23 protein-coding genes are annotated in these 23,761 nt (G+C 62.7%); 13 read left to right on the forward strand and 10 right to left on the reverse strand.

Features of this window, described 5'->3' with window-relative positions; genetic code table 11:
- Nucleotides 1-27 precede the first annotated feature (27 nt).
- From QRN04_RS14405 to QRN04_RS14425, 5 genes are all read left to right on the forward strand, one after another.
- Complete coding sequence (locus QRN04_RS14405; RefSeq protein ID WP_284976712.1) at nucleotides 28-1,179, forward strand: FAD-dependent oxidoreductase; 1,152 nt, start codon at nucleotides 28-30, stop codon at nucleotides 1,177-1,179.
- Entirely contained in the window at nucleotides 1,179-2,426 is a 1,248-nt protein-coding gene (locus QRN04_RS14410; RefSeq protein ID WP_284976713.1) for an allantoate amidohydrolase, read from the forward strand. Before QRN04_RS14405 ends, QRN04_RS14410 begins: the two co-directional genes overlap by 1 nt.
- Nucleotides 2,427-2,588: 162 nt before the next feature.
- A complete protein-coding gene (locus tag QRN04_RS14415; RefSeq protein ID WP_284976714.1) occupies nucleotides 2,589-3,722 on the forward strand; it encodes a tyramine oxidase subunit B in 1,134 nt (377 codons plus the stop codon).
- A 92-nt stretch (nucleotides 3,723-3,814) separates the two neighbouring features.
- Nucleotides 3,815-5,104 (forward strand): ammonium transporter, encoded by a 1,290-nt coding sequence (locus tag QRN04_RS14420; RefSeq protein ID WP_284976715.1) that lies wholly within the window; start codon nucleotides 3,815-3,817, stop codon nucleotides 5,102-5,104.
- The gene (locus tag QRN04_RS14425) at nucleotides 5,104-5,673 is read left to right on the forward strand and encodes a HutD/Ves family protein (RefSeq protein WP_284976716.1); all 570 of its coding nucleotides are present in this window, start codon (nucleotides 5,104-5,106) and stop codon (nucleotides 5,671-5,673) included. The genes QRN04_RS14420 and QRN04_RS14425 overlap by 1 nt, the downstream gene beginning before the upstream one ends.
- 34 nt (nucleotides 5,674-5,707) lie before the next feature.
- Here the strand turns inward: QRN04_RS14425 and QRN04_RS14430 are convergent, their stop codons facing one another.
- From QRN04_RS14430 to QRN04_RS14470, 9 genes are all read right to left on the reverse strand, one after another.
- A complete protein-coding gene (locus tag QRN04_RS14430) occupies nucleotides 5,708-6,331 on the reverse strand; it encodes a helix-turn-helix domain-containing protein (RefSeq protein WP_284976717.1) in 624 nt (207 codons plus the stop codon).
- A gap of 43 nt (nucleotides 6,332-6,374) precedes the next feature.
- The gene (locus QRN04_RS14435) at nucleotides 6,375-7,139 is read right to left on the reverse strand and encodes a type 1 glutamine amidotransferase (RefSeq protein WP_284976718.1); all 765 of its coding nucleotides are present in this window, start codon (nucleotides 7,137-7,139) and stop codon (nucleotides 6,375-6,377) included.
- A 154-nt stretch (nucleotides 7,140-7,293) separates the two neighbouring features.
- Nucleotides 7,294-8,361: an LLM class flavin-dependent oxidoreductase gene (locus QRN04_RS14440; protein ID WP_284976719.1), complete on the reverse strand. Its 1,068-nt coding sequence runs from the start codon at nucleotides 8,359-8,361 to the stop codon at nucleotides 7,294-7,296.
- 26 nt (nucleotides 8,362-8,387) lie between these two features.
- Complete coding sequence (locus QRN04_RS14445) at nucleotides 8,388-8,621, reverse strand: tautomerase family protein (RefSeq protein ID WP_284976720.1); 234 nt, start codon at nucleotides 8,619-8,621, stop codon at nucleotides 8,388-8,390.
- An 11-nt stretch (nucleotides 8,622-8,632) separates the two neighbouring features.
- Entirely contained in the window at nucleotides 8,633-10,120 is a 1,488-nt protein-coding gene (locus tag QRN04_RS14450) for an aldehyde dehydrogenase (protein ID WP_284976721.1), read from the reverse strand.
- Nucleotides 10,110-10,859, reverse strand: coding sequence for an alpha/beta fold hydrolase (locus QRN04_RS14455; protein WP_284976722.1), 750 nt, complete (start codon nucleotides 10,857-10,859; stop codon nucleotides 10,110-10,112). The genes QRN04_RS14450 and QRN04_RS14455 overlap by 11 nt, the downstream gene beginning before the upstream one ends.
- Before the next feature lies 1 nt (nucleotide 10,860).
- Nucleotides 10,861-11,415 (reverse strand): amino acid synthesis family protein, encoded by a 555-nt coding sequence (locus tag QRN04_RS14460; RefSeq protein ID WP_284976723.1) that lies wholly within the window; start codon nucleotides 11,413-11,415, stop codon nucleotides 10,861-10,863.
- Complete coding sequence (locus tag QRN04_RS14465) at nucleotides 11,412-12,023, reverse strand: amino acid synthesis family protein (protein WP_284976724.1); 612 nt, start codon at nucleotides 12,021-12,023, stop codon at nucleotides 11,412-11,414. Before QRN04_RS14465 ends, QRN04_RS14460 begins: the two co-directional genes overlap by 4 nt.
- Before the next feature lie 49 nt (nucleotides 12,024-12,072).
- Nucleotides 12,073-12,753, reverse strand: coding sequence for a GntR family transcriptional regulator (locus QRN04_RS14470; RefSeq protein WP_284976725.1), 681 nt, complete (start codon nucleotides 12,751-12,753; stop codon nucleotides 12,073-12,075).
- A 140-nt stretch (nucleotides 12,754-12,893) separates the two neighbouring features.
- On the opposite strand from QRN04_RS14470, the gene QRN04_RS14475 reads away from it, so the two are divergent.
- From QRN04_RS14475 to QRN04_RS14495, 5 genes are all read left to right on the forward strand, one after another.
- The gene (locus QRN04_RS14475) at nucleotides 12,894-13,832 is read left to right on the forward strand and encodes a flavin reductase (RefSeq protein ID WP_284976726.1); all 939 of its coding nucleotides are present in this window, start codon (nucleotides 12,894-12,896) and stop codon (nucleotides 13,830-13,832) included.
- A gap of 104 nt (nucleotides 13,833-13,936) precedes the next feature.
- Nucleotides 13,937-15,367 (forward strand): purine-cytosine permease family protein, encoded by a 1,431-nt coding sequence (locus tag QRN04_RS14480; RefSeq protein WP_284976727.1) that lies wholly within the window; start codon nucleotides 13,937-13,939, stop codon nucleotides 15,365-15,367.
- Nucleotides 15,364-15,948, forward strand: coding sequence for a cysteine hydrolase family protein (locus QRN04_RS14485; RefSeq protein ID WP_284976728.1), 585 nt, complete (start codon nucleotides 15,364-15,366; stop codon nucleotides 15,946-15,948). The genes QRN04_RS14480 and QRN04_RS14485 overlap by 4 nt, the downstream gene beginning before the upstream one ends.
- Nucleotides 15,949-15,973: 25 nt before the next feature.
- Entirely contained in the window at nucleotides 15,974-16,447 is a 474-nt protein-coding gene (locus QRN04_RS14490) for an NUDIX domain-containing protein (RefSeq protein WP_284976729.1), read from the forward strand.
- Nucleotides 16,448-16,576: 129 nt separating this feature from the next.
- A complete protein-coding gene (locus QRN04_RS14495; protein ID WP_284976735.1) occupies nucleotides 16,577-18,049 on the forward strand; it encodes an NAD-dependent succinate-semialdehyde dehydrogenase in 1,473 nt (490 codons plus the stop codon).
- Here QRN04_RS14495 and QRN04_RS14500 read toward each other — a convergent pair.
- Nucleotides 18,029-18,232, reverse strand: a complete 204-nt coding sequence (locus QRN04_RS14500) for a hypothetical protein (RefSeq protein ID WP_284976730.1) — start codon at nucleotides 18,230-18,232, stop codon at nucleotides 18,029-18,031. The two genes, QRN04_RS14495 and QRN04_RS14500, sit on opposite strands and share 21 nt — an antisense overlap.
- Nucleotides 18,233-18,543: 311 nt before the next feature.
- On the opposite strand from QRN04_RS14500, the gene QRN04_RS14505 reads away from it, so the two are divergent.
- The 3 genes from QRN04_RS14505 (at nucleotide 18,544) to QRN04_RS14515 (ending at nucleotide 23,649) form a co-directional block, all read left to right on the forward strand.
- Nucleotides 18,544-19,692: a glutathione-independent formaldehyde dehydrogenase gene (locus QRN04_RS14505; protein ID WP_284976731.1), complete on the forward strand. Its 1,149-nt coding sequence runs from the start codon at nucleotides 18,544-18,546 to the stop codon at nucleotides 19,690-19,692.
- 1,450 nt (nucleotides 19,693-21,142) lie between these two features.
- Nucleotides 21,143-22,651 (forward strand): glycoside hydrolase family 32 protein, encoded by a 1,509-nt coding sequence (locus QRN04_RS14510; protein ID WP_284976732.1) that lies wholly within the window; start codon nucleotides 21,143-21,145, stop codon nucleotides 22,649-22,651.
- Nucleotides 22,651-23,649: an aldo/keto reductase family protein gene (locus tag QRN04_RS14515; protein WP_284976733.1), complete on the forward strand. Its 999-nt coding sequence runs from the start codon at nucleotides 22,651-22,653 to the stop codon at nucleotides 23,647-23,649. The genes QRN04_RS14510 and QRN04_RS14515 overlap by 1 nt, the downstream gene beginning before the upstream one ends.
- The last annotated feature ends 112 nt before the right edge of the window (nucleotides 23,650-23,761 follow it).

Raw genomic sequence — 23,761 nt, forward strand, 5'->3', positions numbered from 1 at the left:
CCAGCTACGCACCATGAAAGAGCACATATGGAAACGATCGAATACGCCGTTGTCGGAGCAGGGTTGTCCGGCGCTGCCGCAGCGTGGCATCTCGCCGCGCGCGGCCACGAGGTGGCCCTGCTTGAACGTACGACACCGGCCAATGACGCCGGCAGCTCCCACGGCTCCGCACGGATCTTCCGTTACGCCTACCCGGACACCTTCTACACCGGCCTTGTCCTCGAAGCGAAGCGCGGCTGGGACGAGCTTGCCCGTGTTAGTGGAAAGCGCCTGATCTCGGCAACGGGCGCGGTGGACTACGGAGCAATCCGTCAACCAGAACGCCTCGCCGCAGCGTTGGCTGTCCATGGCATCAACCACGAGTTGCTCACCGCCGAAGACGCCCGGACCCGCTGGCCCCAGATAGCCTTCGACACTCAAGTGTTGTGGCACCCCGACGCCGGCGTTATCGACGCGCACGAAGCCGTGACCGCCATGGTGGATCAGGCCGTTGCCTACGGTGCCGCAGTTCATACCAAGTGGGCCGTGGAAGCCGTTACCGGCTCGACTGGCAATTACACCCTGACGTCCAAGGATGGCCGCTCGATCAAGGCAGGGAACGTCATCGTCGCCGCAGGGGGCTGGCTCCCGCAACTGCTCGGCTCACTATCCCTGCCCCCGTCGTTCCGGGCCACCATGCCGACTCTGGAAGTACGCCAGGAACAGGCCTTCCACTTCCCCTACGCCGAGCCGACCACAGGCGACGCGCCATGGCCGACTTTCATTCACAAACGTGAAGGCTGGCAGGCATACGGCCTGCCGGGCGGCAGGGACGCGGGTTTCCGCGGACAGAAGGTCGCCGAGTACAACGGCGGGAAAATCCTGCCGTCGGCCGCAGCCCAGGACGGTATCATCGACCCCGCCAACCGCCGCGGCGTCATCGAATACGTCGAAAAGTACCTTCCGGGACTGATCCCGGAACCGTACGCCGAGACCACCTGCCTCTTCACCAATACGCCCACGGAAGACTTCATTCTGGACCGTGCGGACGGAATCACCATCCTCTCTCCCTGCTCGGGGCACGGTGCCAAATTCGCACCACTGATCGGTCAATTTGCAGCCGACCTTGCCACCGGCGTCGGGACGGTCCCGGAACAGTTCCGTCTCGCCGCTCACGCTACAACTGCTGGAGCTCACTAATGGAAAGCGCCACCACCCCCCACTCCAGCGCCACCACAGCGACTGTGACGGGTCTTCTGTCCGACATCTCCGGCACGGGTACCGATCCTCTGCGCGGCGGCTACACCCGCCCGGTCTACTCCACGGCCGAACTGGACCTGCGGACGTGGTTCGTCGAACAGGCGAGCAAGCGCGGCCTAAGCATTGAAACCGACCGTAACGGCGCAATTTGGGCGTGGTGGGACATCCCTGGAGGGAACCGCGGCAACAGCATCGTCACCGGCAGCCACTTGGACTCAGTCCCCGGCGGCGGCCCGTTCGATGGTCCCCTGGGCGTTGCCTCAGCCCTCGTCGCCGTCGACATTCTCAAGGCCCGCATGAGCACCCCTGCCCGGCCTCTCGCCGTCGTGGTTTTTCCCGAGGAAGAAGGCTCCCGTTTTGGCGTCGCGTGCCTCGGCTCCCGACTGATGACCGGGGCCATCGATCCGGATAAGGCACGAAACCTCAGGGACCCGGACGGCAATACATTCGCCGACATTGCCAAGGCAAACGGCCTGGACCCGCGCCATGTCGGGCGTGACCAGCGACTTCTGGGGCAGATCGGGTCATTCGTTGAACTGCACGTCGAGCAGGGCCGGGGGCTGGTTGATTTCAAGCAACCCATCGCCATTGCTTCTTCCATCCTGGGCCATGGCCGATGGCGCATGACCATCCGCGGGCAGGGAAACCATGCCGGCACGACGCTGATGGTGGACCGGCGCGACCCCATGGTTGCGGCTTCCCGAATCGTGGTAGCCATCCGCGACGCTGCACGGAAGCAGCCCCACGCCCGGGCCACCGTCGGCAGGCTCCAGCCTGTCCCCGGAGGAACAAACGTCATCGCTTCCCGTGTGGACTTCTGGCTCGATGTCCGCCACCCGGACGACGCCGTCACCGCTGCCCTCGTCGAAAACATCCATGCTCAGGCGCAACTGGCTGCCAATGAAGAAGGCTGCAGCGTCGAGTTGGCCGAGGAATCACTCAGCCCCACCGTCCATTTCGACCCCGGACTGCTGCAACAACTCCACGCTGCCTTGCCCGACGCCCCGATCCTGGACACCGGCGCCGGACACGATGCAGGAGTTCTCTCACCGTTCGTGCCAACGGCAATGGTGTTTGTCCGCAATCCCAGCGGCGTCTCCCACTCCCCCGAAGAACACGTACTGGACGAGGACGCCGAAACCGGGGCGCAGGCACTGGCGGATGCACTCGCCGGCCTCATGAAGTAGTCCTCGGATAGCGGCATTCTCACTGCAGCGGTCGTCAGTTGAGAACGATGCCGCGAGAAGTTACACGCCGGAAACTTTGGAGTGACGGATCGGAAATCTGCCATCGGTTTACTGGTGGTTATCAACGTTTCATACCAAGAATCGCAATACCTAGGAGTTCATGTGTCCACTCAGATCAACTTCCGCTACTTGAGCGAACCCGACATGATCGAGGCCGGTGTCGGCGACCTCGTGCGGTGCACCGACGTGATGGAGGAGGCCCTGGTTCTCCTCCGCAAGGGGGACTACCGAATGGCCGGCGAGAACGGCAACTCCCACGGTGCCATGATCACCTTCCCGGAGAACCCTGAATTCGATGGTATGCCCAAGGACGGTCCGGACCGCCGGTTCATGGCCATGCCTGCCTACCTCGGTGGACGCTTCGGCACCTCGGGCGTGAAGTGGTACGGCTCCAACACCGAAAACCGCCAGAAAGGGCTCCCCCGTTCGATCCACGTGTTCGTCTTGAACGACAGCGACACAGGCGCACCCCTTGCCATCATGAGCGCAAACCTCTTGAGCGCCTACCGCACCGGCGCCGTTCCCGGCGTCGGGGTCAAGCACCTCGCTAAAGCCGACGCCAAAGTCGCTGCAGTTGTTGGCCCGGGTGTCATCGCCCGCTCAGTCCTGTCCACCACCCTGGCGCTGCGACCTTCCATCGACACTCTGTACGTCAAGGGCCGCAGCGAAGGAAGCACCAAAACCTTCGTTGACTGGGCAAAAGCGACCTTCCCGCAGCTCACCAGCGTCGCAGCAGCCGAGACCATCGAAGACGCAATCTCCGACGCCGACGTCGTCATGGCCACCACGTCCACCGACGCCGCCGGCAGCGACGCCTTCCCGTACTTCCCGAAACACGCTATCAAGCCCGGCGCACTCCTGCTCCTGCCGGCAGCAGCCCGCTTCGACGACGACTTCCTCCAAGGAGACGCCCGCCTGGTCATCGACGCCGAAGGCCTCTACCAGGCCTGGCTCGAGGAATACGGACCCACCGCCTACCAGATTCTTGGCATCCCCGGATCGCACTGGTTCGGGCTGCTGGAGGACGGAAAAATCCCGGCCTCGAAAATCGAAGAGATTGCCGACATCGCCACCGGCAAACTCCCCGCCCGCCGGGACGACGAAGAAATCATCCTCTACTCCGTCGGTGGCATGCCCATCGAGGACGTCGCATGGGCAACCGACCTCTACCAGGCCGCCGAAGATAAGAACATCGGCACTGTCCTGAACCTTTGGGACACGCCAGCCCTGGCCTAACCCCAAGACCCGTGTGGGGGCAGTGGTCACCTGCCCCCACACGTACCACCACCGATCAACACGGACGAAGTGCTTTTGGAAAGGGGTTTCCCATGGATTCGGGAAATGTCGCCTGGCTGCTGGTCAGCTCGGCTTTGGTTTGCTTGATGATCCCGGCGTTGGCCCTCTTCTACGGCGGAATGGTGGGCTCCCGCCGCATCCTGAACATGATGATGATGTGCTTCGGCGGCGTCAGCATCGTCGCCGTACTGTGGGCCGCCTTCGGCTACTCCGCAGTCTTCGGCAATTCCATCGGAGGTCTCGGACTGATCGGGGACATCACGCAGTACCTGGGACTGGACCAACTACTCACCGATGACTCCAACGCTTCAATCCCACCGGCAGTCTTTGCCGCATTCCAGCTCTTCTTCGCCGGCATCACCACCGCCATCATCGCCGGCGCGGCAGCAGGACGCATGAAGTTCGGCGCGTGGATGCTCTTCGCGGCACTCTGGGCAACGGTGGTCTACCTGCCCATCGCCCACTGGGTCTTCGCCCTGAGCTCGCCTGACGGCAGCACCACAGGAGGCTGGATACTGAACCGTCTCAAAGCAATCGACTTCGCCGGAGGCACCGCCGTCCACATCAACGCCGGAGTCGCCGCACTCGCACTCTCCCTTGTCCTCGGCCGCAGCGCCGGTTGGCCCAAAAGCGAACACGTACGCCCGCATAGCCGCCCACTTGTCCTCGTGGGCGCAGGACTCCTTTGGGTCGGCTGGTACGGATTCAACGCCGGCTCTGCCCTCGCCGCCGGAAACGCCGCGGCCGTCGTATTCCTGACCACCTCAGTGGCAGGCGCCGCCGCCCTCCTTGGCTGGATCGCCGTCGAACGCCTCCGCCGCGGCCGCGCCAGCAGCATCGGCGCCGCCTCCGGACTCGTGGCCGGCCTCGTTGCCATCACCCCCGCCTGCGGCGCTGTCAGCCCTCTGGGAGCCATCGCGATCGGGGCAATCGCCGGCGCCGTGTGCTCACTGGCCATCGAATGGAAGTACCGCCTGGGCTATGACGACTCCCTCGATGTGGTCGGCGTTCACCTGGTAGGCGGCATCATCGGCACACTGCTCATCGGCATCTTCGCCGCCGAAGCCGCCCCCAACAAGACCGCAGGACTTCTCTACGGCGGCGGCTTTGGCCTGCTGTGGACACAAACCTTAGCCACCGGCGCAGTGCTCCTGTACTCCTTCGCCGCAACCTGGATCGTGGCGAAACTCGTCCAGATCACGGTAGGCCTCCGCATCAAACCCGAAGACGAACTACGCGGCATCGACCTCACGGCCCACGCCGAGGAAGCCTATCTCCTCGACGAAGAACCGGAGATGCTCGGCTCCCCCTCACGCTCCTGATGAAACTCATCCGATTTGCCGACATCGCCGAGTCTCCCTGGATCAACGGAGGTGGCAGCGTCAAAGTGATCGCCTCCGGAGTCGTGGGCAAAGATGGCGCGGTCAATTTTGGGGCCGACGACTACTGGGCCTGGCGACTTTCCATAGCCGACGTTGGGCAGCCGGGGGACTTCTCCCGGGTGCCCGGCGTCAAGCGCATACTCACAGTTGTCGAAGGTGGTCCGCTTCGTCTCACCATTAACGGCAAGCCCCGTTTGGCTTCAGCCCTCCAGCCCTTGGCGTTCGACGGCAGTGCACGCACGACGGCGGCGCTGCCGCACGGCCCGGTGAAGAACCTGAACCTCATGTGTCGGACCGGCCATGTTGGAGGCAGCGTGTCCATCATTCCCCTACGGGAACACTTGCTGCTTCCACATCAGGCGGCTGTTCTACTGGAAGGCCAAGCCCGAGCGGGCGATCAGGATCTACTCGGCCTGGACGCAGTGTTCGGTTCGAAGACAGAACCAACCTTGATCCGCGGCCAAGGGACGCTAGCCCTGATTGGGCTCTATCGGGCCGTCAGCCGTTGAAGCCGTTAGGGCATATGTTTCTGACGCTGGCGCGTCAGGGGGCCGTCACCGCAAGGAATCGGATGGGCAATTCCACCAGCCGTAGCGGCCCATGCGGACCTTCACCTTCAAAAACAAGTGAGTCTCCTGGCCGAAGTTCGTATTCGTAGGACCCGTGGCCGTAGACCATTCTGCCTTCAAGCATGTAGATGAACTCGGTGCCTGCATGTTGGAACTGGGGAAACACATCCGAAGCACTCGTCAGGGTCACCAGGCTCGGCTCTATGGCTCGGTCCCGTCGCTTCAGGGAGCCCAACGAACGGTACTCGTGCCCGTGGCGGGTCCCGCTCCGGACCGTGACGCTGCCCTCTCCCGCACGAGTGAACGTGGCCTCACGTTCAGTGTCCGCGCCTTGGAACAGTGCAGTCACAGGGATATTCAAGCCTTGCGCCAGCCGCTGGAGAGTAGTAAGCGAGGAGGAGGTGCTTGCCGACTCGATCTTGGAAATCATCGCTTTCGACAGGCCTGCCCGGGTGGCCAGCTCAGCGGCCGACATCTCAGCGTCGAGCCTGTGCCGCTTTACCTGCGCGGCAATAACACCCTCCAACGGACCAAGAGCATCAAGCGCTTCCGGGCCGGTTTCGGGGACTTCTGCCTTCTCCGCCCGGCCAATAGTCATGAGTCGAGTATAAACAGGTGCCCCGCGTGCCGAGGGTGGAGGCTTATTTTGCGGCCACGGTTGCGGTTATTCGGACGAGGTAAGCGAAGCGCCGCGCCAACGCTTCGGTGTGTTCCCTCACGATTCGGTCTTGATTCTCGAAGGCCTTCATTCCGCGGTCTGCTCGTTCCTTGGTGACCACGTCAGTTTGGTTGATCAGAGTCAACCATTGCCGGTATACCGCTGGCGACAGCTCAGGATGAAACTGAACGCCCCACGACATCTCCCCTACTCGGAAAGCCTGGTACGGATATTGCGCTGTCACCCCGAGCCAGACGGCCGAAGCCGGAAGTTGGCTGATCATGTCCCGATGCATGGCCCCCGCGAAGAAAGGGTCTGGCAAACCGGCCATCAGTTGATCCTGCGCGGCTTCGGCCCGCCAGGATATCTGTGCGACTCCTGCCTCCAGGCCCCGGTCGCCTTTGGTCACGGTTCCGCCGAACGTCTGTGCCATCAGCTGCGCTCCGAGACAAATCCCGAGCGTGGGCTTTCTCCTGCTGGCGGCGTCTGCAACGACGCGACGGATGTCGGAAAGCCAAGGATAGACATGGTCGTCCAAGGAACTCATGTCTCCGCCCAGAACCACCAGCGCATCCTGCTGGATGGAATCCGGGATCACCTCGCCTTTAAAAGGCTGAATAGTTCGGGTGGTTATCCCCTCGTCGTGCAACCACGGACCGAGACGGTCTATTGGGCAGTAGGGATCTGGCTGTATGACGAGGGCCTGCAGGCCCTCGGTGTCTGGGGACAGATCTGGTTCGTAGGTCATGCTCCAACTCCTTATCGGGAGGTCGCGATTTCCAACGCCCTAAACATAGCGAACAGCATCGCGGTTACCGCGTTCGCCCTCCGTCAGCGAAAGCCCCCGGTGTTCTGACCTGTGCTTTAGGGTCAGAACACCGGGGGCTTCATTTAGCAGCGATTTAGCGTGCTGTTGTAGCGGGTTGTTCCTGGAAGGCCGGTACCACGTGTTCGATGAAGAGTTCGAGGGAGCGTTTCTTTTCCTCGTGGGTGAGGCTGTTGTCGGACCAGACGCTGAATTCGGTCACGCCGAGCGCTTCGTAGTGACGCAGCCGTTCGATGATTTCCTCAGGGGTGCCAATCATGGCTGTCTTGTGGAGGGCCTCGGCTGTGAACTCGGGGCGGTCCGCGAACTTTTCTTCGGGGCTGGGCTCGAGGAAGCCGTTCGTCGGGGTGGTCTTGTTGCCGAACCAGGCATCGAATGTCCGGTAGAACTTGTTGATGCCTTCTGCGGGGCGGCGCCAGCCTTCCGGGTCCTCGGGTGAGTGGACGTGGGTGTGGCGGAGGACCATAAGGTCCGGGCGCGGGATCCCAGGGTTCTTCTCGACGGCGGAGTCGAACTTGCGCGCCAGGTCTTCGACTTCCTCGTCGCCCTTCATGAGGGGCGTCACCATGACGTTGCAGCCGTTTTCGACGGCGAACTCGTGAGAGGAAATGTCGCGGGCGGCAATCCACATGGGCGGCGTCGGCTTCTGGACGGGCTTGGGGACGCTGGTGGAGGTGGGGAACTGCCACACCTCCCCGTTGTGTTCGTAGTCGCCTTCCCACAGCTTCCGCACGGCGGGGACGAGTTCGCGGAGGTGCTTGCCGCCGTCGACTGCTGACATGCCGCCCATCAGGCGGTCGAACTCGAACTGGTAGGCGCCTCGGGCCAGCCCCACCTCCATGCGGCCGTTGCTGATGACGTCAAGCAGTGCGCACTCCCCCGCAACCCGGAGGGGGTTCCAGAACGGTGCGATGATGGTGCCGGCGCCGAGACGGATCTTGGAGGTCTTTGCTGCCAGGTAGGCGAGCTGGGGCATCGGGCTGGGCGAGATGGTGTACTCCATGGAGTGGTGCTCGCCGATCCACACAGTGCTGAAGCCACCGGCTTCGGCCATGAGGGTGAGCTCGGTCAGGTTCTCGAAGCATTCCTGGTGCGAGACGGACTCGTCCCAGCGTTCCATGTGGACGAAGAGGGAAAAGCGCATGAGTAATTCCTTCGTTCTGCGGCGGTTTACGCCTGGGCGTGATTGGTGGCAGTTGCCGGTTGGGTGGCTGCCTGGTTGCGTTCGGCGATGGTCTGGTTGCCGCGGGACCAGTGTTCGTGGTCGATTTCGCGGATGATAACGGTGGTGTTTTCCGGTACAGCGCCGACGGCTTTTTCGGCCGCGAGGTGCAGCTCGTTAATCAGGGCGCGGAGCTGTTCCGGGCTGCGGCCCCGTGCGATGGATACTTCGATGAGTGGCATTGGAAATTCCTTTAGCTGCGCATGATGAACGGGTCAGAGACAGGGCCTTCGTCGGTGTTGATCCAGACGCTCTTGAGCCGGGTGTATTCGTGCATGGACTCGAGTCCGTGTTCGATGCCGACACCGGAGTTCTTGAACCCCTGACGGGGTGACATCGGGGACATGGCGCGGTACGTGTTGACCCAGACGGTGCCGGCTTCCAGCCGGCGTGCCATCCGGTGCGCCCGTGCCAGGTTCTGTGTCCAGATTCCGGCGGCGAGCCCGTATTCGGTGTCGTTGGCAAGGCCCACGACCTCGTCTTCGGAGTCGAAGGGCATGATCGCGGCGACCGGGCCGAAAATCTCTTCCCGAACAACGCGCATGGAGTTGTTGACGTCGGTCAGGACTGTGGGTGAGAAGAAGTAGCCGGGGAGGTCGGTGTCAGGGCGTTTGCCTCCGGTCCGTACGGTGGCGCCTTCGGAGACGCCTAGGTCCACGTACGAGCTGACCTTCTCCAGCTGCGCGCCGAAAGCGAGCGGACCGAGTTCGGTGGTGGCGAGCCGCGGGTCACCGATGATGATGGATGCCGCGCGTTCGGCGACGCGTTCAACAAGTTCGTCGTAGACGCTGCGGTGGGCGAAGACCCGGCTGCCGGCGATGCAGGTCTGTCCTGCAGCCGCGAAGATCCCGGCAATGACGCCCATGGCGGCGTTGGATATGTCCGCGTCCTCGAAGACGATGTTGGGGCTCTTGCCACCAAGCTCAAGGGTGGAGCCGATGAAGCGGGATGCGGTCTCCGCGGCGATTCGCGCCCCGGTCTGGGTGGATCCAGTAAAAGAAATCTTTGCTAGGTCGCGGTGGCTGACCAAGGCGGCGCCGGCTTCCTGCCCGAAGCCCGTGACCACGTTGACCACACCGTCCGGGAACCCGGCCTGGGAGGCGAGTTCAGCGACGCGGAGGATCGTCCGGGACGTGTATTCGCTGGGCTTGATGACCACGGTGTTGCCGGCGGCCAGGGCTGGAGCAAGCTTGGAGGTGGTCAGCGTCAGCGGCGAGTTCCAGGGCGTGATGGCTCCGACGACGCCGAGGGGTTCTCGCTGCGTGTAGTTCAGCATCGTGATGGAGTTGGTGGGGATTTGGCTGCCCTGAACTTTGTCGGCAAGCCCGGCGTAGTAGTACAGGTACTCGGGCAGGGAGGCGAGCTGGCCCCGCATTTCCCGCAGGAGCTTGCCGTTGTCGAGGGTTTCCATCTCGGCGAGCTCATCGGCGTGCTCACCGATCAGGTCACCGAGGCGGCGGAGGAGATGGCCGCGCTTGGTTGCCGTGAGGTCGCGCCACAAGGGGGATTCAAACGCGTCCTTGGCTGCTGCCACGGCACGGCGGACGTCTTCCTCGGTTCCCCTTGCTGCCTGATACAGCACTTCGAGTGTGGCGGGGTTGGTGCTGGGGAAGTATTCCCCGCCAGCGGGAGCAGTCCAGGTGCCCCCGATGAAGTGGTCGTAGCGGAGTTCAACGGACATCGGAATGCTCCTTGATAAAGGCGGTCAGCGTGTGGGCGAGCTCCTGGGGTCGCTCGACCGGCATCATGTGACGTGCGCCGGGGATGATGGAGTAGGTGCAGCCGGGGATGGCCGCGGCAAGCCGTGCGCTCATCTCCGGGGTCGAGCCCGGGTCCAGTTCGCCTGTCACGGCGTGGGCGGGTACAGAGATGTGAGGTAGTTCGGGTGCGATGTCAGCGTCGCCGGCGGCAAATACCCGGTAGCAGGCCAGGAAGGACTTCGGGTCGTTCTTCTGCAATACCGCACGTGTTGCTTCGACCAGTTCCGCCGGAACGTTGGATCCCTCGGGATACCAGCGTTGGATGGATGCCTCGATCGTTGCCGGGAAGTCCGATTGCGCGGAGGCCAACCTGACCATGACGGCGGCGTGCTCCTGCGGCGTACGGGTACACACGGATGCCACTGAGACGAGGCTGGCGACCAAATCAGGGCGGAACCGGGCGAGGTGCTGCGCCACGAGGGCGCCGAGCGAGAAGCCCACCAGATGGGTATTCGGTTCGAGCTGTTCGGCGATGTCCGCCGCGAGCCGGGCAAGTGTGATTCCTTCGGGTGCCGGCGGACGGTGGCCGTGTCCAAGGAGTTCAAGTACCTGGACGTCGTATTCCGGTTCCAGGAATTCACGAAGGGGATTCCACATCGATCCGTCCAGTCCCACCCCGTGGATCAGTGTGACACGCTCGCGGCTCACGGCGGTTGACACCTCAGTTCTTTTCGGTGGAGAAGGCTGCCAGGCGTTGCTGGGGCCGGCCCTGGGCAGCGGCGGCGAGGGCGATCACGATTTCATCGGCATGTGGCGCATCATTGATGCGGATTTCGATGCTCTGGTGGTGGGAGCGGATGGTCGCGTCGGTGATGTGCTTGAGCGGGATGTCGAAGATAACACCGGCGGGGCCGCGCTTTTCGACGGCTGGAAGAAGCGTGGTGGCGTTCGCGGCGTCCCGGAAGTGGTTGCCGAACGCGAGGGTGTGAATAAGCCCGGATCCGTGCTCGATTTCGCCGTTGAGCCCGACGATGGCTGCTTTGCCGTACGCTTCGGCGGGCGCGCCGAGGGCTTCCAGTACGCGGGGGGCGAGCAGGGCGCCGAGGTCGGAGGCGTGTGCGTCGATGCCTTCGGAGAGGTCTTCAACGAAGCCCTGGCCGGCCCAGGGGTTCTTGACGATGGCTGCGACCACCGCGACGCGGGCGGCGGGACTGACTTCCCGGCCCCCTTCGGTGAGGATGTCTTCAGTGACGGTGACGATTTTTCGGATGCTCATGGAACAAGTTCTCCTAGCGTTTCTGCTTTGACGATTGGATCGGTGAGACGGTCACCGATGCGGGAGTGGGGCCGGGGGCCTGTTGAGGCCCCGACGACGACGACGATCTCGTCCGGGCGGGGTGCGTCACTGACGCGGGTGGTAATGGTTTGGTAGTGGGTCCGTGTTGCTGCCGCGTTCTTGTGCCACAGCGGAACGACGAGCGAGGATCCGGCATCGGCGCGGTCGTCGGCGAAGCAGATGATCGACTCGCCTTCGAAAAATTCACGCACCAGGTTGCCGAAGAAAGGGGTGTGAATGAGCGCCGCGCCATGTTCGATTTCGCCGTCGGTCCCGACGATCGCCGCTTTGCCGAACGCCTGGATCGCTTCCACGCCGCCGAGGTTGGCGGCAAGCACATCGGTGAGCTTGCGCGCCAAGACGGGGGCGAGCCGGACTACTTCGGCGCCGAGGTCATCGGTAGGCTTTCCACCCAGCCAAGGGTTGGTGACCACTGCCGCTGCCGTGGCGCGGACTGCCGGCTTGGCCGGGGAGAGACCGTTCTCGCTCAGGATTTCTTCGCTGTAGTAGACGATTTTGCGGATGCCGAATCTTTGGTCGTTCATCATTCGGTCTCATCATTCATGGAGAAGCGCATGGCTTCCTTTCGTGGTGGGTTTAACGCCGGGGGTCCGTTGCCGGGTCGCTCAGCGCCTCTCTCGAAGAGGCATGAACGTGGTTCCTCATGGCAGATTCGGCTCCGAAGGGGTCTTTGTGTTCGATCATTTCCAGGACTGCGCGGTGTTCCCGCGTGGAAGCTTCGAGCCGGCCGGGATGTTCAACCGTGCGCAGGACCAGCCGCTGGTAGGCGAGTTGGTTCATGAGCCGCTCGTAATGCTCCACGAGCTTGGTGTTGTCCGAACCCCGGACGATGGTCCAGTGGAACTCGTGGACGAGCCGCGCGTACGCGTCGGTGTCATGCGTAAGCGAGGCCATTTCCGATTCTTCAAGATTCCGCCGCAAAACAGCCAGTTCCGCGACCTCCCCTCGGCGGGCCAGCAGGGATGCCGCGAGCCCCTCCATGGATTCCTTGAGCTGGAAGAGCTCGATGATCTCCCTGCGCGTGGGCTCCCGTACAAAGGTGCCAACCTTCGGGCGGATCTCCACTAGACCTTCGTGCTGAAGCTGCTTCAACGCTTCCCGGATCGGCGTCCGGCTTACATCGAACTCCTGAGCCAGGAAAGCTTCCGGCAGGACCGCCCCGGGAGGGAAGTCGCCTCCCAGAACAAGCCGGCGGATCCGATACAGGAGGCCGTCCTGTTCGGCCGCCTCCCCTACTGTTACGAGATCATCTTGCATACATGAAAGCATATGTTGCATACATGAAGAGCGTCAACACTTCTTCTGAATCCGTTGGAAAACTGCCTAAAACCGGGAGTTTCCGCGAATTAGCTCGATCCTCTTGACCTTCTCTTGTGAGCTGCATTACCGTAATTGGTATGCAACAGACCTTGGAACCACTTATTACATCGGCGTGGCTGGCAGCCTGGGACAAGGGTGACTTAGAAGCCCTGGACAGCTTGGTAGCCCCCGGTTACACGCGTACCAGCAAGGCAACGGGCGCAACCGTTGACCTTACCGGCCTTAAGTCAGAGATCTCGGCGGTCCGGGAAGCTTTTCCCGACCTGCGCACTACGGTCGATGACGTCGTCGAAGGAGATGGCACCGTTGCCGTTTTCTGGACCTCCACCGGCACCCACACCAACGAATACCTCGGAGTACCCCCGACGGGACTTACCGTCCAGACCCGCGGCTCGAACATCCTCACGCTGGAAAACGGGAAGATCCTTACGGAGTCGGTGACCTGGGACGGCAGCGAACTGCTTGCCGGCTTGGGCATCAGGCCCTTGCGCGGCATCGCCGCACCGGCGGCCTCCGACGGCGGGGACTTCCCCGAACTGGACCCGGATCTGATGAAGTCCTTCAACCGGCAGTTCATCACCGGGGTCACGGTCGTCACCACGAAGGAAGGGGAGACGCCCAAGGGGCTGGCCGCGAACTCTTACTGCTCCGTTTCGCTCGAACCACCGCTGGTGCTCGTCTGCGTCCAGAAGACCTCGAGCACTTACTCTGCCCTCTTCTCCTCAAGCCACCTGGGCATCAACATCCTTGGCACTGAACAGCTGGACACAGTCAAGGTTTTCGCTTCCAAAGCACCCAACAAGTTCGCCGAACTCGACTGGCACCAAGGACCCAACGGGAGCCCTCTGCTGGACGGCTCCGCAGCTTCCCTGGAAGCAGAAATCCAGGAACGCTTCCAGGCCAAGACCCACACCGTTTTTATCTGTCGGGTCCGCCACGCCGAAACCAGCGACACCACCCCGATGGTTTACAAGGCCGGACGGTTTTTCGACGGCGCTGAACTCGCCGAACTCTAAAAAGGCCGGCGGGGCTGGCCACCATCCGACAGGCACCAGCCGCGCCGACCCAATCTGCTCGTAAGCAGCGCACCAAAGGTGCGCCTTCCACATTAGGACATAAGATGAGCCCTGACACCATGCGTGCCGGTGAAGACAGCGTCGCCGAAGACCGCGGCTACCGCAACAGCCTCACCAAAATCGAGCCCTACGGCATCGAACACATCCCCGACGTCGAACGCCACGGGAAACCCCGCTCCCAGTTCTTCCTCTGGTTCGCCGCAGGGATGAACTTCCCCATCGTCGTCCTGGGCTTCAGCGCCACCTACTTTGGGCTGCCCTTCTGGGCCGCGGCGTTGGCCATCATCCTTGCCGGGGTGACCTCCTCAGCAGGAATGGGGTACCTGTCACAGATGGGAGTCCGGCTCGGAGTCCCGCAGCAAATGCAAGGCCGCGGACCACTTGGCTTCATCGGCAACCTCTTCCCGGTCGCCTACGTGAATGTCTTCGCCGGCATCGGCTGGGCTGCCGTCACCGTCATTCTCGGCGGCAAGGCTATCTCCCTGCTCACCGACATTCCTTTCTGGCTTTCCTCGCTGGCCCTCATGGGAATCCAGCTTGGCGTTGCCGTGATCGGCTATAACCTGATCCACTTCCTGCAGCGGATCCTCTCCTTTGTCCTGGTAATCGGATTCGTCTTCATCACCGTGGTTGCCGCCGCCAACGGACGAGTCGAAACAGACTTCAACGTCGCCGCCAAGGGCTTTGATGGTGTCGGTGGGTGGATCATCTTCTTCGGCTGGTTCTTCTCCTTCATCGTCGCCTGGATGCCCTTCGCCTCCGACTACTCCCGCTACCTCCCCAACACCGCAGGGAACCGGCGCGGCGCCGGCTGGGCCACCATGCTCGGCAACTTCGTCACCCTCGTCTGGATGGGCATCCTCGGGACCCTCCTAGGCACCACGACCACAGCGTCCGACAGCATCGGCGCCCTCAAAGAGCTCATGGGGCCCTGGGCCGCCGTCGGCCTCGGCGTCGTCGCACTATCTTCCTTTACCCAGAACTTCCTCAACGTCTACGGCGGCGCCATCTCCATCCAAACGATGGGCGTACCGGTCAAGCGGCACACCGCAGTTATCTTCATCTGCATCGCCTCCTACCTGGTGGCCCAGTGGGGCCAGACAGGATTCAACGAAGGCTTCACCGCCTTCTTGAACCTGACCGCCTACTGCATCGCCCCCTACGTCGCCGTCCTGGTCTGCGACTACCTGTTCGGCGGCCGACGCACCGACCGCGGCCTGCGGGAACTTTTTGACAAGTCCCGCAAATTCGAGTGGGGCTTCGTGGCCTGGGCCGCCGGCGTCGTCCTTTCCTCCCCCTTCTGGATGTCCTCCATCTATACCGGCCCCATCGCCGCAGCCTTCCCAGGGATCGGTGACCTTTCCTACTACGTCGGAGCCGCCGTCGCGGTCGGTGTTTACTTCGCCACCCACCGGCGTCAGCGCCTCTCCGGCCACGAGATGCTGGACCGCACCCCCGCCGGACAAACGCTGTGACCGGCGCCCCTCGCCCCGGCATGGCCAGGCTCGTCGTCATCGACATGCAGCGGGTCTTCCAGGACGAGGGGCAATGGCAGGTTCCCCGCTACGACGAGATCGTGCCGGTTATCGAACGGCTCCAGCGCGAATGCGGATCCAGCGCCGTGTTCACCCGCTTCGTCCGGGACGAGGCCGAACACGGCGCTTGGGCCGCTTACTACCAGCGCTGGAACGAGATGCGATACCCAGCCGATTCCAACGCCTGGGACATCACCTTGGATGTCCGAGGCGGGGCAACGGTAGTTGACGCGTCGACGTTCTCCAAGTGGGGGCCACAGCTGGCAGCCCTCGTCCCGGAAGGGACGGAAATGATCCTGACCGGAGTAGCCACTGACTGCTGCGTCCTGTCCACTGCGCTTGGCGCCATTGACGCCGGACGTTTCGTCACCGTCATTTCCGATGCCTGCGCCGCCGTCACCGATCAAGCCCAGCAACAAACGCTGGCCCTCCTTGACCTCCTCTCACCGATGTGTGAAGTAATGACCAGCGACCAGTTCCTCACCCGTACAGTGCGCAACACCCACCACTCCCACCCGTGAAAACCTGCAACATCCGGAGCACCACATGAGCGCCCTGACACTGCCAACGACGGTCCGCGAGGACCCCAATCCCACCAACAGACTCCCCCGAGAAGTTATCGCGGCCGTCGTTCAGTGGCGCGGGCGGATCGCTCTCTTCAAGCGCAGCCAGTCCGTGGGACACGAACGCGGTCTCTGGCACTGCATCACCGGGTACCTTGAGCCGAACGTGAGCCCGGAACAACAAGCACTGACCGAGATTGAGGAAGAAGCAGGACTCACGCGAGATGACCTCGCCGATTTTCAATGCGGAGAACAACTCCTGATCCCCGACCACGAGGGAAACCCCTGGCTGGTGCACACGTTCACCGCGACAACCACCCGCCGCAGACTGACCATCAACGACGAACATGACACCTACCGCTGGAGCATCCCCTCCAAAATCAGCCGTTTCTCCAACCGAGTCCCCTGGCTGGACGCCGTCATCGAGGCAGCACCACACCGGACAGGAGAACCATGACCTCCAAGAGGTTCCCGCGTGGCCCATCTCCACTTCCAGCCATCCCCGCCGCGAACCCAGCCGGTTGAACTCTCCGACACCCGAGCTACGCATAGTAAGGAGCCCCACGTGGCCGAAAACGTGACTTTGATGATTGACCGCGAAACCGAACTGCTCGCGTCTGTTCCCACTGGCCTGCTGATCAACGGCGACTGGGTGGAGGCGTCCGACGGCGGCACGTTCGATGTGCACGATCCCGCCACCGGGCAGGTGCTTGCCACCCTTTCTTCCGCCACCAGCCAGGACGCGGTCGCCGCCTTGGACGCAGCGGACGCGGTCCAGGCCTCCTGGGCCCGCACCGCGCCCCGGGTACGGTCCGAGATCCTCCGCCGTGCCTTTGACCTCGTGACCGAGCGGGCGGAGGACTTCGCCCTGCTGATGACCCTGGAAATGGGCAAACCGTTGGCCGAAGCCCGCGGCGAGGTCACCTACGGCGCCGAGTTCCTGCGCTGGTTCGCAGAGGAAGCTGTCCGGGACTACGGCCGCTACCTCACCACCCCCGAAGGCAAGAACAAGATCCTGGTCCAGCACAAACCCGTGGGCCCCTGCCTGCTCATCACCCCATGGAATTTCCCGCTCGCGATGGCCACGCGCAAGGTGGCTCCCGCCGTCGCCGCCGGCTGCACGATGGTCCTCAAGCCCGCCAAGCTCACCCCGCTCACAGCCCAGTACTTCGCCCAGACCATCCTCGACGCCGGCCTGCCCGCCGGAGTCCTCAACGTCGTCGCCTCCTCTTCCGCCTCCGGGATCTCCGCGCCGCTGCTCGCGGACCCGCGCCTGCGCAAGGTCTCCTTCACCGGCTCCACCCCCGTGGGCAAGCGCCTGATGGCCGACGCCGCGCACAACGTCCTCCGCACCTCAATGGAGCTCGGCGGGAACGCCCCGTTCATCGTGTTCGAGGACGCCGACCTCGATGCCGCCGTCGAAGGGGCCATGGCCGCGAAAATGCGGAACATGGGCGAGGCCTGCACCGCAGCCAACCGGTTCCTCGTCCACGAATCCGTCGCCCAGGAGTTCACCCGAAAGTTCGCCGCAGCCATGAGCGCCCTGACCACCGGCCGGGGCACCGAACCGGACACCCAGGTCGGCCCGCTCATCGACGCCGGCGCCCGCGACGACGTCCACGCCCTGGTATCAGCGGCCGTGGAGGCCGGAGCCGTGGCCGTGACCGGCGGCGCACCCGTGGACGGGCCGGGGTACTTCTACCAGCCCACCGTCCTGGCCGACGTGCCCAACGACGCAGCGATCCTGGGTCAGGAAATCTTCGGCCCCGTCGCCCCCGTCACCACCTTCACCACCGAAGAAGACGCCATCCGTCTCGCCAACGCATCCGAGTACGGGCTCGCGTCCTACCTGTACAGCCGCGACTTCAACCGCCTCCTGCGGGTCGCGGAGCAAATCGAGTTCGGAATGGTCGGCTTCAACGCCGGCGTCATCTCCAACGCCGCAGCACCCTTCGGCGGCGTCAAGCAATCAGGCCTCGGCCGCGAAGGCGGCACCGAAGGCATCGCCGAATACACAACCACCCAATACATCGGCATCTCAGACCCATACGCGCAGTAGCGGCGCGACACTGGCCCAACCCCAAACGGTGGACCCCGGATAACCGGGGTCCATCAGCACCGTCTGGCCCATCCCGACTTCGGCGCGAACAACTTGTTCGCCGTCGCCGTCTGTCCTGCGCACCACTTCGAAGCCAATCCCGGTCATCCAACCAAGGGCTGCAGCAGCAACTCGACCGGGCACTTTCCGACGCTTTCGGCTAACCCCTCGACATCTATGCTAAGTGTGCTTACTATTGGGGCTCAACGAGTTTCTCGTTCGCGTACAGACCCACCAGCTACGGTTTCCCGTCAAGCCCCGGGTCTGAAATCCTCCGCCTCCCAACACTTCCGGGAGTGCCTACAGAACCCTTGTTCCCCGTGTACCCGACCGCCCAAGCCAGGCGTTTCAGCGCCCCGGCGTCTTTCCGGCGCCTACTTCCAGCGCTTTGTAACGCTTCGGGGCGTTTGCTCCTGCATGGCCTGATCGGCAGGGGATATAGAAAAGAGCGGAAAATGAAGGCAGTAGTTTACAAAGGACCGAAAGACGTCAGCGTCGAGGACGTACCGGATGCCAAAATTGAGCACCCCGCCGATGTGCTGGTGCGAATCACTTCGGCAAATATCTGCGGCTCAGACCTGCACATGTACGAGGGCCGCACCAGCTTCGAAACCGGACGCTCCTTCGGGCACGAGAACCTCGGTGAAGTCGTCGAGACCGGCTCCGGGGTGAGCAAAGTAAAAGTTGGCGACCGTGTTGTGCTGCCGTTCAACATAGCCTGCGGATTCTGTAAAAACTGCGAACGGGGTTTCACCAATTACTGCCTGACCATGCAGCCAGAGCCCAAGCTCGCCGGCGCAGCTTACGGGTTTGCGGACATGGGTCCGTATCAGGGAGGGCAGGCGGAGTACCTGCGCGTGCCCTACGGTGACTTCAATTGCCTCCGCCTGGGCGAGGACTCCGTGGAGAAGGAACTCGACTACGTAATGCTCGCCGATATTTTCCCCACAGGCTGGCATGCCACCGAGCTGGCCGGGGTATACCCGGGCGACTCTGTCGTTATCTACGGCGCAGGACCGGTCGGGCTCATGGCCGCGTACTCGGCCATTATTAAAGGCGCCGGAAAAGTCATGGTGGTGGACCGCCAAAGCGACCGTTTGGAGCTCGCGGAACAAATCGGCGCGATCCCGGTGGATGACTCCAAGGTAGACCCTGTCGAGTTCGTCAAGGACCAGACCATGGGGTTCGGGGCTGACCGGGGTTGTGAATGCGTCGGTTATCAGGCGCACGACCCGAGCGGAAACGAACAGCCCAACGTCACCCTGAACCGCCTTGTGGACTCTGTCCGGTTCGTCGGTGGCCTGGGCGTCGTTGGCGTGTTCCTGCCGCAGGACCCCGGGGCTCCCGACAAACTGGCACAGCAAGGCCAGGTTGCTTTCGACTACGGAAACTACTGGTTTAAGGGACAAACGATGGGGTCGGGGCAATGCCCAGTCAAGAAGTACAACCGTGCCCTGCGCGACCTGATTGCCGGCGGGAAGGCCAGCCCGTCCTTCATCGTCAGCCACGAACTGCCGCTGGACCAGGCTCCCGAGGGCTACCGGAACTTCGATAACCGTGAAGACGGCTGGACCAAAGTGGTCCTGCATCCGGCCGGCGCCTGAGCAGGCCCGGACAGGAGGTTTTCGAGGTCGAGACGAGCAATCTTGTCCTTCGCCGCTCACGTCGCTGGTGTCCCGGCAGGCATGGGATACAAGGCGTCTCATCTGAGTCGTTTCACATCCAGTCCGCGGAGACCGATTCGGAACCGCACGAGTCTTACAACCATGTAGCGCAACCGGGCGCCTCGATACCAACAGCCACCGAGTTGTGAGACAGAGGCTTGGCCCTACTATGCGAGGAGCTTGCATAGTAGGGCCAAACCCCAAGCTGCGTCGTCCTATCACCGAAATGGCGTCGGTTCGGGCGCACATCAAAGAGTTCTGCCGGTCACGCCAGAGTTAAGTGCGCACATTGCGCACACCCGTTATGGCCCGACAAAAGCACCTTCGGCGCCGGGGTAGGGACCGAAAACTTCCTGGCCTGTACCTGCAGAACGGAAAGCCTCCCCGGTCATGTCGTACTAATTCCCCCGCCCATGAACAGCCGCAGCCCGACTCAGACCTACTGAACAGAAGAAGGAACAGCATGAGCCCAGTTTCAGCGACAGCGGCGCGCACACCAGCCTGCCACTGAAACTGCTCCCCCCACCTAAACTGATCAGGCCGTACCCGGAGGCTAGGCACCAGCTCGGGCTCCCAATCAGAGGCACCTGTCAAGCGTTGTCGACGCGCTAAAGCAAAACCCTCTCCGCAGAGGGGGTCTTTCTGTGCCCGAGGCGGGACTCGACCGGGATTCCAGGCCTTGAGAACACTGGAAAATCGCGGACAGGCCCGGAATCCAGCCCAGTCCCGCCCCGAACCGGACAGCCGACTCCAAGAAAGCGCTTCAGCAGCTCGGTGTCATGCTCACCACAAATGCAGGGCATTAAGTGAGCTCACGCTGGCCCACGTGGCGCTGAAGACCCAACTCAGGCCCCCTGCAACAAAAGCGGAGACTTGGCCGTATGTTCCGACACCGAGCCTGAACCGTCCGCCGCCCCGTGCTTTGCGACTTATGTGGCTACAGGACGGCTGCAAACGGCAGCACGTCCACAGCCTGCCGAAGTCCGATGTCGGCGTTCCAGCTGAAGGCAGCACAGGCGCCGGCCCGCTCGTCCTGCGCGACAGGGGCCATACGGAAGACCGGATGCTTCCGGCCCCCGCTTGGGAGTCCGGCTCAAAAACTTCTACTGCAACGGCTTTGCACAATGCGCTCGTGACCTCGACCTAAAAACCCTTTGACACCGAAAAGGTAACGCGAGTAACCTAGATCACGCAGCTCAAGTAACGCGGGTTACTAGAATGGTCCACGAATCCTTCCGTGAGGTGCGTCCAATGCTGATGAACCCATGAGCTATTGATCCCTGAAACACCCACGCGGCGCAGCCTGCCTGAGTCCGGGCTACTCCTTCACGCCAACGCATGCCTCCTCCACGGGTCCGCGGACCTCACGTACGGCCATGAAACGAGAACAATGAACAGTGTCACTTCCACCCTTGAGGCCTTCAGGCCGGCCATGCACTTTGCCGCACGGAACACTTGGCTTAACGATCCGAACGGACTGGTCTTCCACGAGGGCGTCTACCATCTCTACTACCAGAACAACCCCTTCGGAAACGTCCACAGCAACATGTCCTGGGGCCATGCCACCTCCACCGACCTCGTTAGCTGGAAAGAACAACCAGTAGCAATCCCCTGCGATGAGACCGAGGAGATATTCTCGGGCAGCGTCGTGGTGGACACCGACAACACCAGCGGATTCGGCGCAGACGGGAAAGCTCCTTTGGTGGCCATCTACACGAGCGCGTACAAACCGGGTTCCCTGCATGAAGGCACGCAGGCCCAGTCCATCGCCTGGAGCACCGACGGCGGTTACACCTGGTCCAAGTACGCTGACAACCCTGTCCTAACAAGAAATTCCCCGGAATTCCGGGATCCCAAGGTCTTTCGCTACAACGGCCCGGCAGGCAGCTACTGGGTCATGGTGGCAGTCGAAGCACACGACTTCACTGTCCTGCTCTATCGCTCGGCGGACCTCAAGAACTGGGAATACCTCAGCACTTTCGGCCCTGCCAACGGCACCGGTGGAATCTGGGAATGCCCGGACCTCTTTGAGCTGCCGCTGGACGGTGATGCCGCGGCCATGAAATGGGTCCTAACGGTAAACATGAACCCCGGGGGCCCGAACGGCGGGTCGGCCGGGCAGTACTTTGTGGGAACCTTCGACGGCGTCACCTTCAGCTCTGAGACCAGCCTCACCGAAGGAATGCAGGACGCCGAACGCGTAACTGACTACCAGTGGCTGGACTGGGGGCGTGACTACTATGCCGCCGTCTCGTTCAGCAATGTCCCGGACGGCCGGAGGCTGATGATTGGTTGGATGAACAACTGGCAGTACGCCAACCACATACCGACCTCGCCCTGGCGCAGCCCCATGAGCTTGGTCCGGGATGTGTCCCTCGTTTCCGTGAACGGACAACCCCGGCTCGCGCAGCAAGCCGTGCCGGAACTGAGAGCAACTTCGCAACCCGGTCGCGTGACGAGGATGACCGTAGACGGGCCCGTACCGGTTGAGGGCGGTGCGGCAGTTCAGCTTATTGACATCGCATTCACGCCCGGTGACGCCGAGGAATTCGGTCTTGTTGTCAGGGGGTCAGCGGACGGCACGGTTGGGACACGGGTCGGGATCCGCCCCGGCAGCGGAGAACTGATCGTGGACCGCACCAACTCCGGCGACACCGGTTTCCACGAAGCCTTTTCCTCCACCAGCCGCGCCCCGATTACCACAGGACCGGACAGCAGCTACACCCTGCAGATCTTCGTTGATCACTGTTCGGTGGAAGTCTTCGCCAACGCCGGGCTCGTTACCGTGACCGAACTGATTTTCCCGGATCCTGCCCAAGCATCCCTCACCCTCTACTCCAACGGCGGGACGGCCAACGCTGCATTCCAACTTATCGACTTGGGAAAGGACAAGCCCTGATGGAACACCGCAAGCTGGGCTCCTCCGGCCTGTACATCAGCGAAATCGCCTACGGAAACTGGTTCACCCACGGTGAGCAGATCGACCAGGCCGCAGCTACGCAATGCGTCAAACAGGCACTGGATTTAGGTATCACCACCTTCGACACCGCCGATGCGTATGCCGGAACCCGTGCCGAAGAAGCCTTGGGCGAGGCGCTCAAAGGAACACGCCGTGAAAGCGTCGAGATTTTCACCAAGGCTTACTTCCCTACCGGGAAGGGCCGGAACGATCGCGGCCTGTCCCGCAAACACCTCATGGAATCCATCAACTCATCGCTGCGTCGGCTCCAAACCGACTACGTCGATCTCTACCAGGCCCACAGGTACGACTACGAGACCCCGCTGGAAGAGACCATGCAGGCCTTCGCCGATATCGTCAGGGCGGGAAAAGCGCATTACATCGGGGTGTCAGAGTGGAGGACGGAGGAGATCCGGTCCGGCGTTGCCCTTGCCAAGGAACTTGGCGTCCGGCTCATCTCCAACCAGCCACAGTATTCCATGCTCTGGCGCGTCATCGAACAGGAGATCGTTCCCCTGAGTGAGGAATTGGGCATCGGCCAGATCTGCTGGTCTCCACTTGCCCAGGGAGTCCTCACAGGAAAGTACGCCCCCGGAGCGGCGGCTCCGCCAGGCTCGCGCTTCCGGGGCAAGGACGGCGAGCTCAAGAGTAACAACCGCTTTCTCAGCGAGGACATCCTCGCCCGCGTCCAGAAACTGAAGCCCCTGGCCGAAGAGACCGGACTGTCCATGGCGGCCTTCGCCGTAGCCTGGGTCCTGCAAAACCCCAACGTCTCAGCGGCCATTGTCGGAGCATCCCGGCCCGACCAGCTCGTCGACAACGTCCAGGCCGCAGGAGTTAAGCTCGACCCTGAACTGCTCCAGAGAATCGATGACATCCTCGGCCCCGTCGTCGAAAGAGACCCGGACAAAGTCGAATCCTTCAAGAACCGTCCCTGAACCGCGCTGGGAGCCCTGCGGGGGCAGAGCTGGGGGTTCAGGCTTAACCCCCTGTCCAGTGTGATGAGTCGAGACATCCTTCACGGATGAGTCGAGTCATCGGTTACACCCC

The sequence above is a fragment of the Arthrobacter sp. efr-133-TYG-104 genome (assembly GCF_030208915.1).
Lineage (GTDB): Bacteria > Actinomycetota > Actinomycetes > Actinomycetales > Micrococcaceae > Arthrobacter.

Excerpts from the sequence above, each read along its gene's own strand:
- QRN04_RS14465 (WP_284976724.1), bottom strand. The coding sequence starts at position 12,023 with ATGATGAACGACCAAAGATTCGGCATCCGCAAAATCGTCTACTACAGC.
- QRN04_RS14430 (WP_284976717.1), bottom strand. The coding sequence starts at position 6,331 with ATGACTATTGGCCGGGCGGAGAAGGCAGAAGTCCCCGAAACCGGCCCG.
- QRN04_RS14440 (WP_284976719.1), bottom strand. The coding sequence starts at position 8,361 with ATGCGCTTTTCCCTCTTCGTCCACATGGAACGCTGGGACGAGTCCGTC.
- QRN04_RS14470 (WP_284976725.1), bottom strand. The coding sequence starts at position 12,753 with ATGCAAGATGATCTCGTAACAGTAGGGGAGGCGGCCGAACAGGACGGC.
- QRN04_RS14475 (WP_284976726.1), top strand. The coding sequence starts at position 12,894 with ATGCAACAGACCTTGGAACCACTTATTACATCGGCGTGGCTGGCAGCC.
- QRN04_RS14515 (WP_284976733.1), top strand. The coding sequence starts at position 22,651 with ATGGAACACCGCAAGCTGGGCTCCTCCGGCCTGTACATCAGCGAAATC.
- QRN04_RS14420 (WP_284976715.1), top strand. The coding sequence starts at position 3,815 with ATGGATTCGGGAAATGTCGCCTGGCTGCTGGTCAGCTCGGCTTTGGTT.
- QRN04_RS14425 (WP_284976716.1), top strand. The coding sequence starts at position 5,104 with ATGAAACTCATCCGATTTGCCGACATCGCCGAGTCTCCCTGGATCAAC.
- QRN04_RS14490 (WP_284976729.1), top strand. The coding sequence starts at position 15,974 with ATGAGCGCCCTGACACTGCCAACGACGGTCCGCGAGGACCCCAATCCC.
- QRN04_RS14480 (WP_284976727.1), top strand. The coding sequence starts at position 13,937 with ATGAGCCCTGACACCATGCGTGCCGGTGAAGACAGCGTCGCCGAAGAC.
- QRN04_RS14410 (WP_284976713.1), top strand. The coding sequence starts at position 1,179 with ATGGAAAGCGCCACCACCCCCCACTCCAGCGCCACCACAGCGACTGTG.
- QRN04_RS14510 (WP_284976732.1), top strand. The coding sequence starts at position 21,143 with ATGAACAGTGTCACTTCCACCCTTGAGGCCTTCAGGCCGGCCATGCAC.
- QRN04_RS14405 (WP_284976712.1), top strand. The coding sequence starts at position 28 with ATGGAAACGATCGAATACGCCGTTGTCGGAGCAGGGTTGTCCGGCGCT.
- QRN04_RS14435 (WP_284976718.1), bottom strand. The coding sequence starts at position 7,139 with ATGACCTACGAACCAGATCTGTCCCCAGACACCGAGGGCCTGCAGGCC.
- QRN04_RS14495 (WP_284976735.1), top strand. The coding sequence starts at position 16,577 with ATGATTGACCGCGAAACCGAACTGCTCGCGTCTGTTCCCACTGGCCTG.
- QRN04_RS14460 (WP_284976723.1), bottom strand. The coding sequence starts at position 11,415 with ATGAGCATCCGAAAAATCGTCACCGTCACTGAAGACATCCTCACCGAA.
- QRN04_RS14445 (WP_284976720.1), bottom strand. The coding sequence starts at position 8,621 with ATGCCACTCATCGAAGTATCCATCGCACGGGGCCGCAGCCCGGAACAG.
- QRN04_RS14505 (WP_284976731.1), top strand. The coding sequence starts at position 18,544 with ATGAAGGCAGTAGTTTACAAAGGACCGAAAGACGTCAGCGTCGAGGAC.
- QRN04_RS14450 (WP_284976721.1), bottom strand. The coding sequence starts at position 10,120 with ATGTCCGTTGAACTCCGCTACGACCACTTCATCGGGGGCACCTGGACT.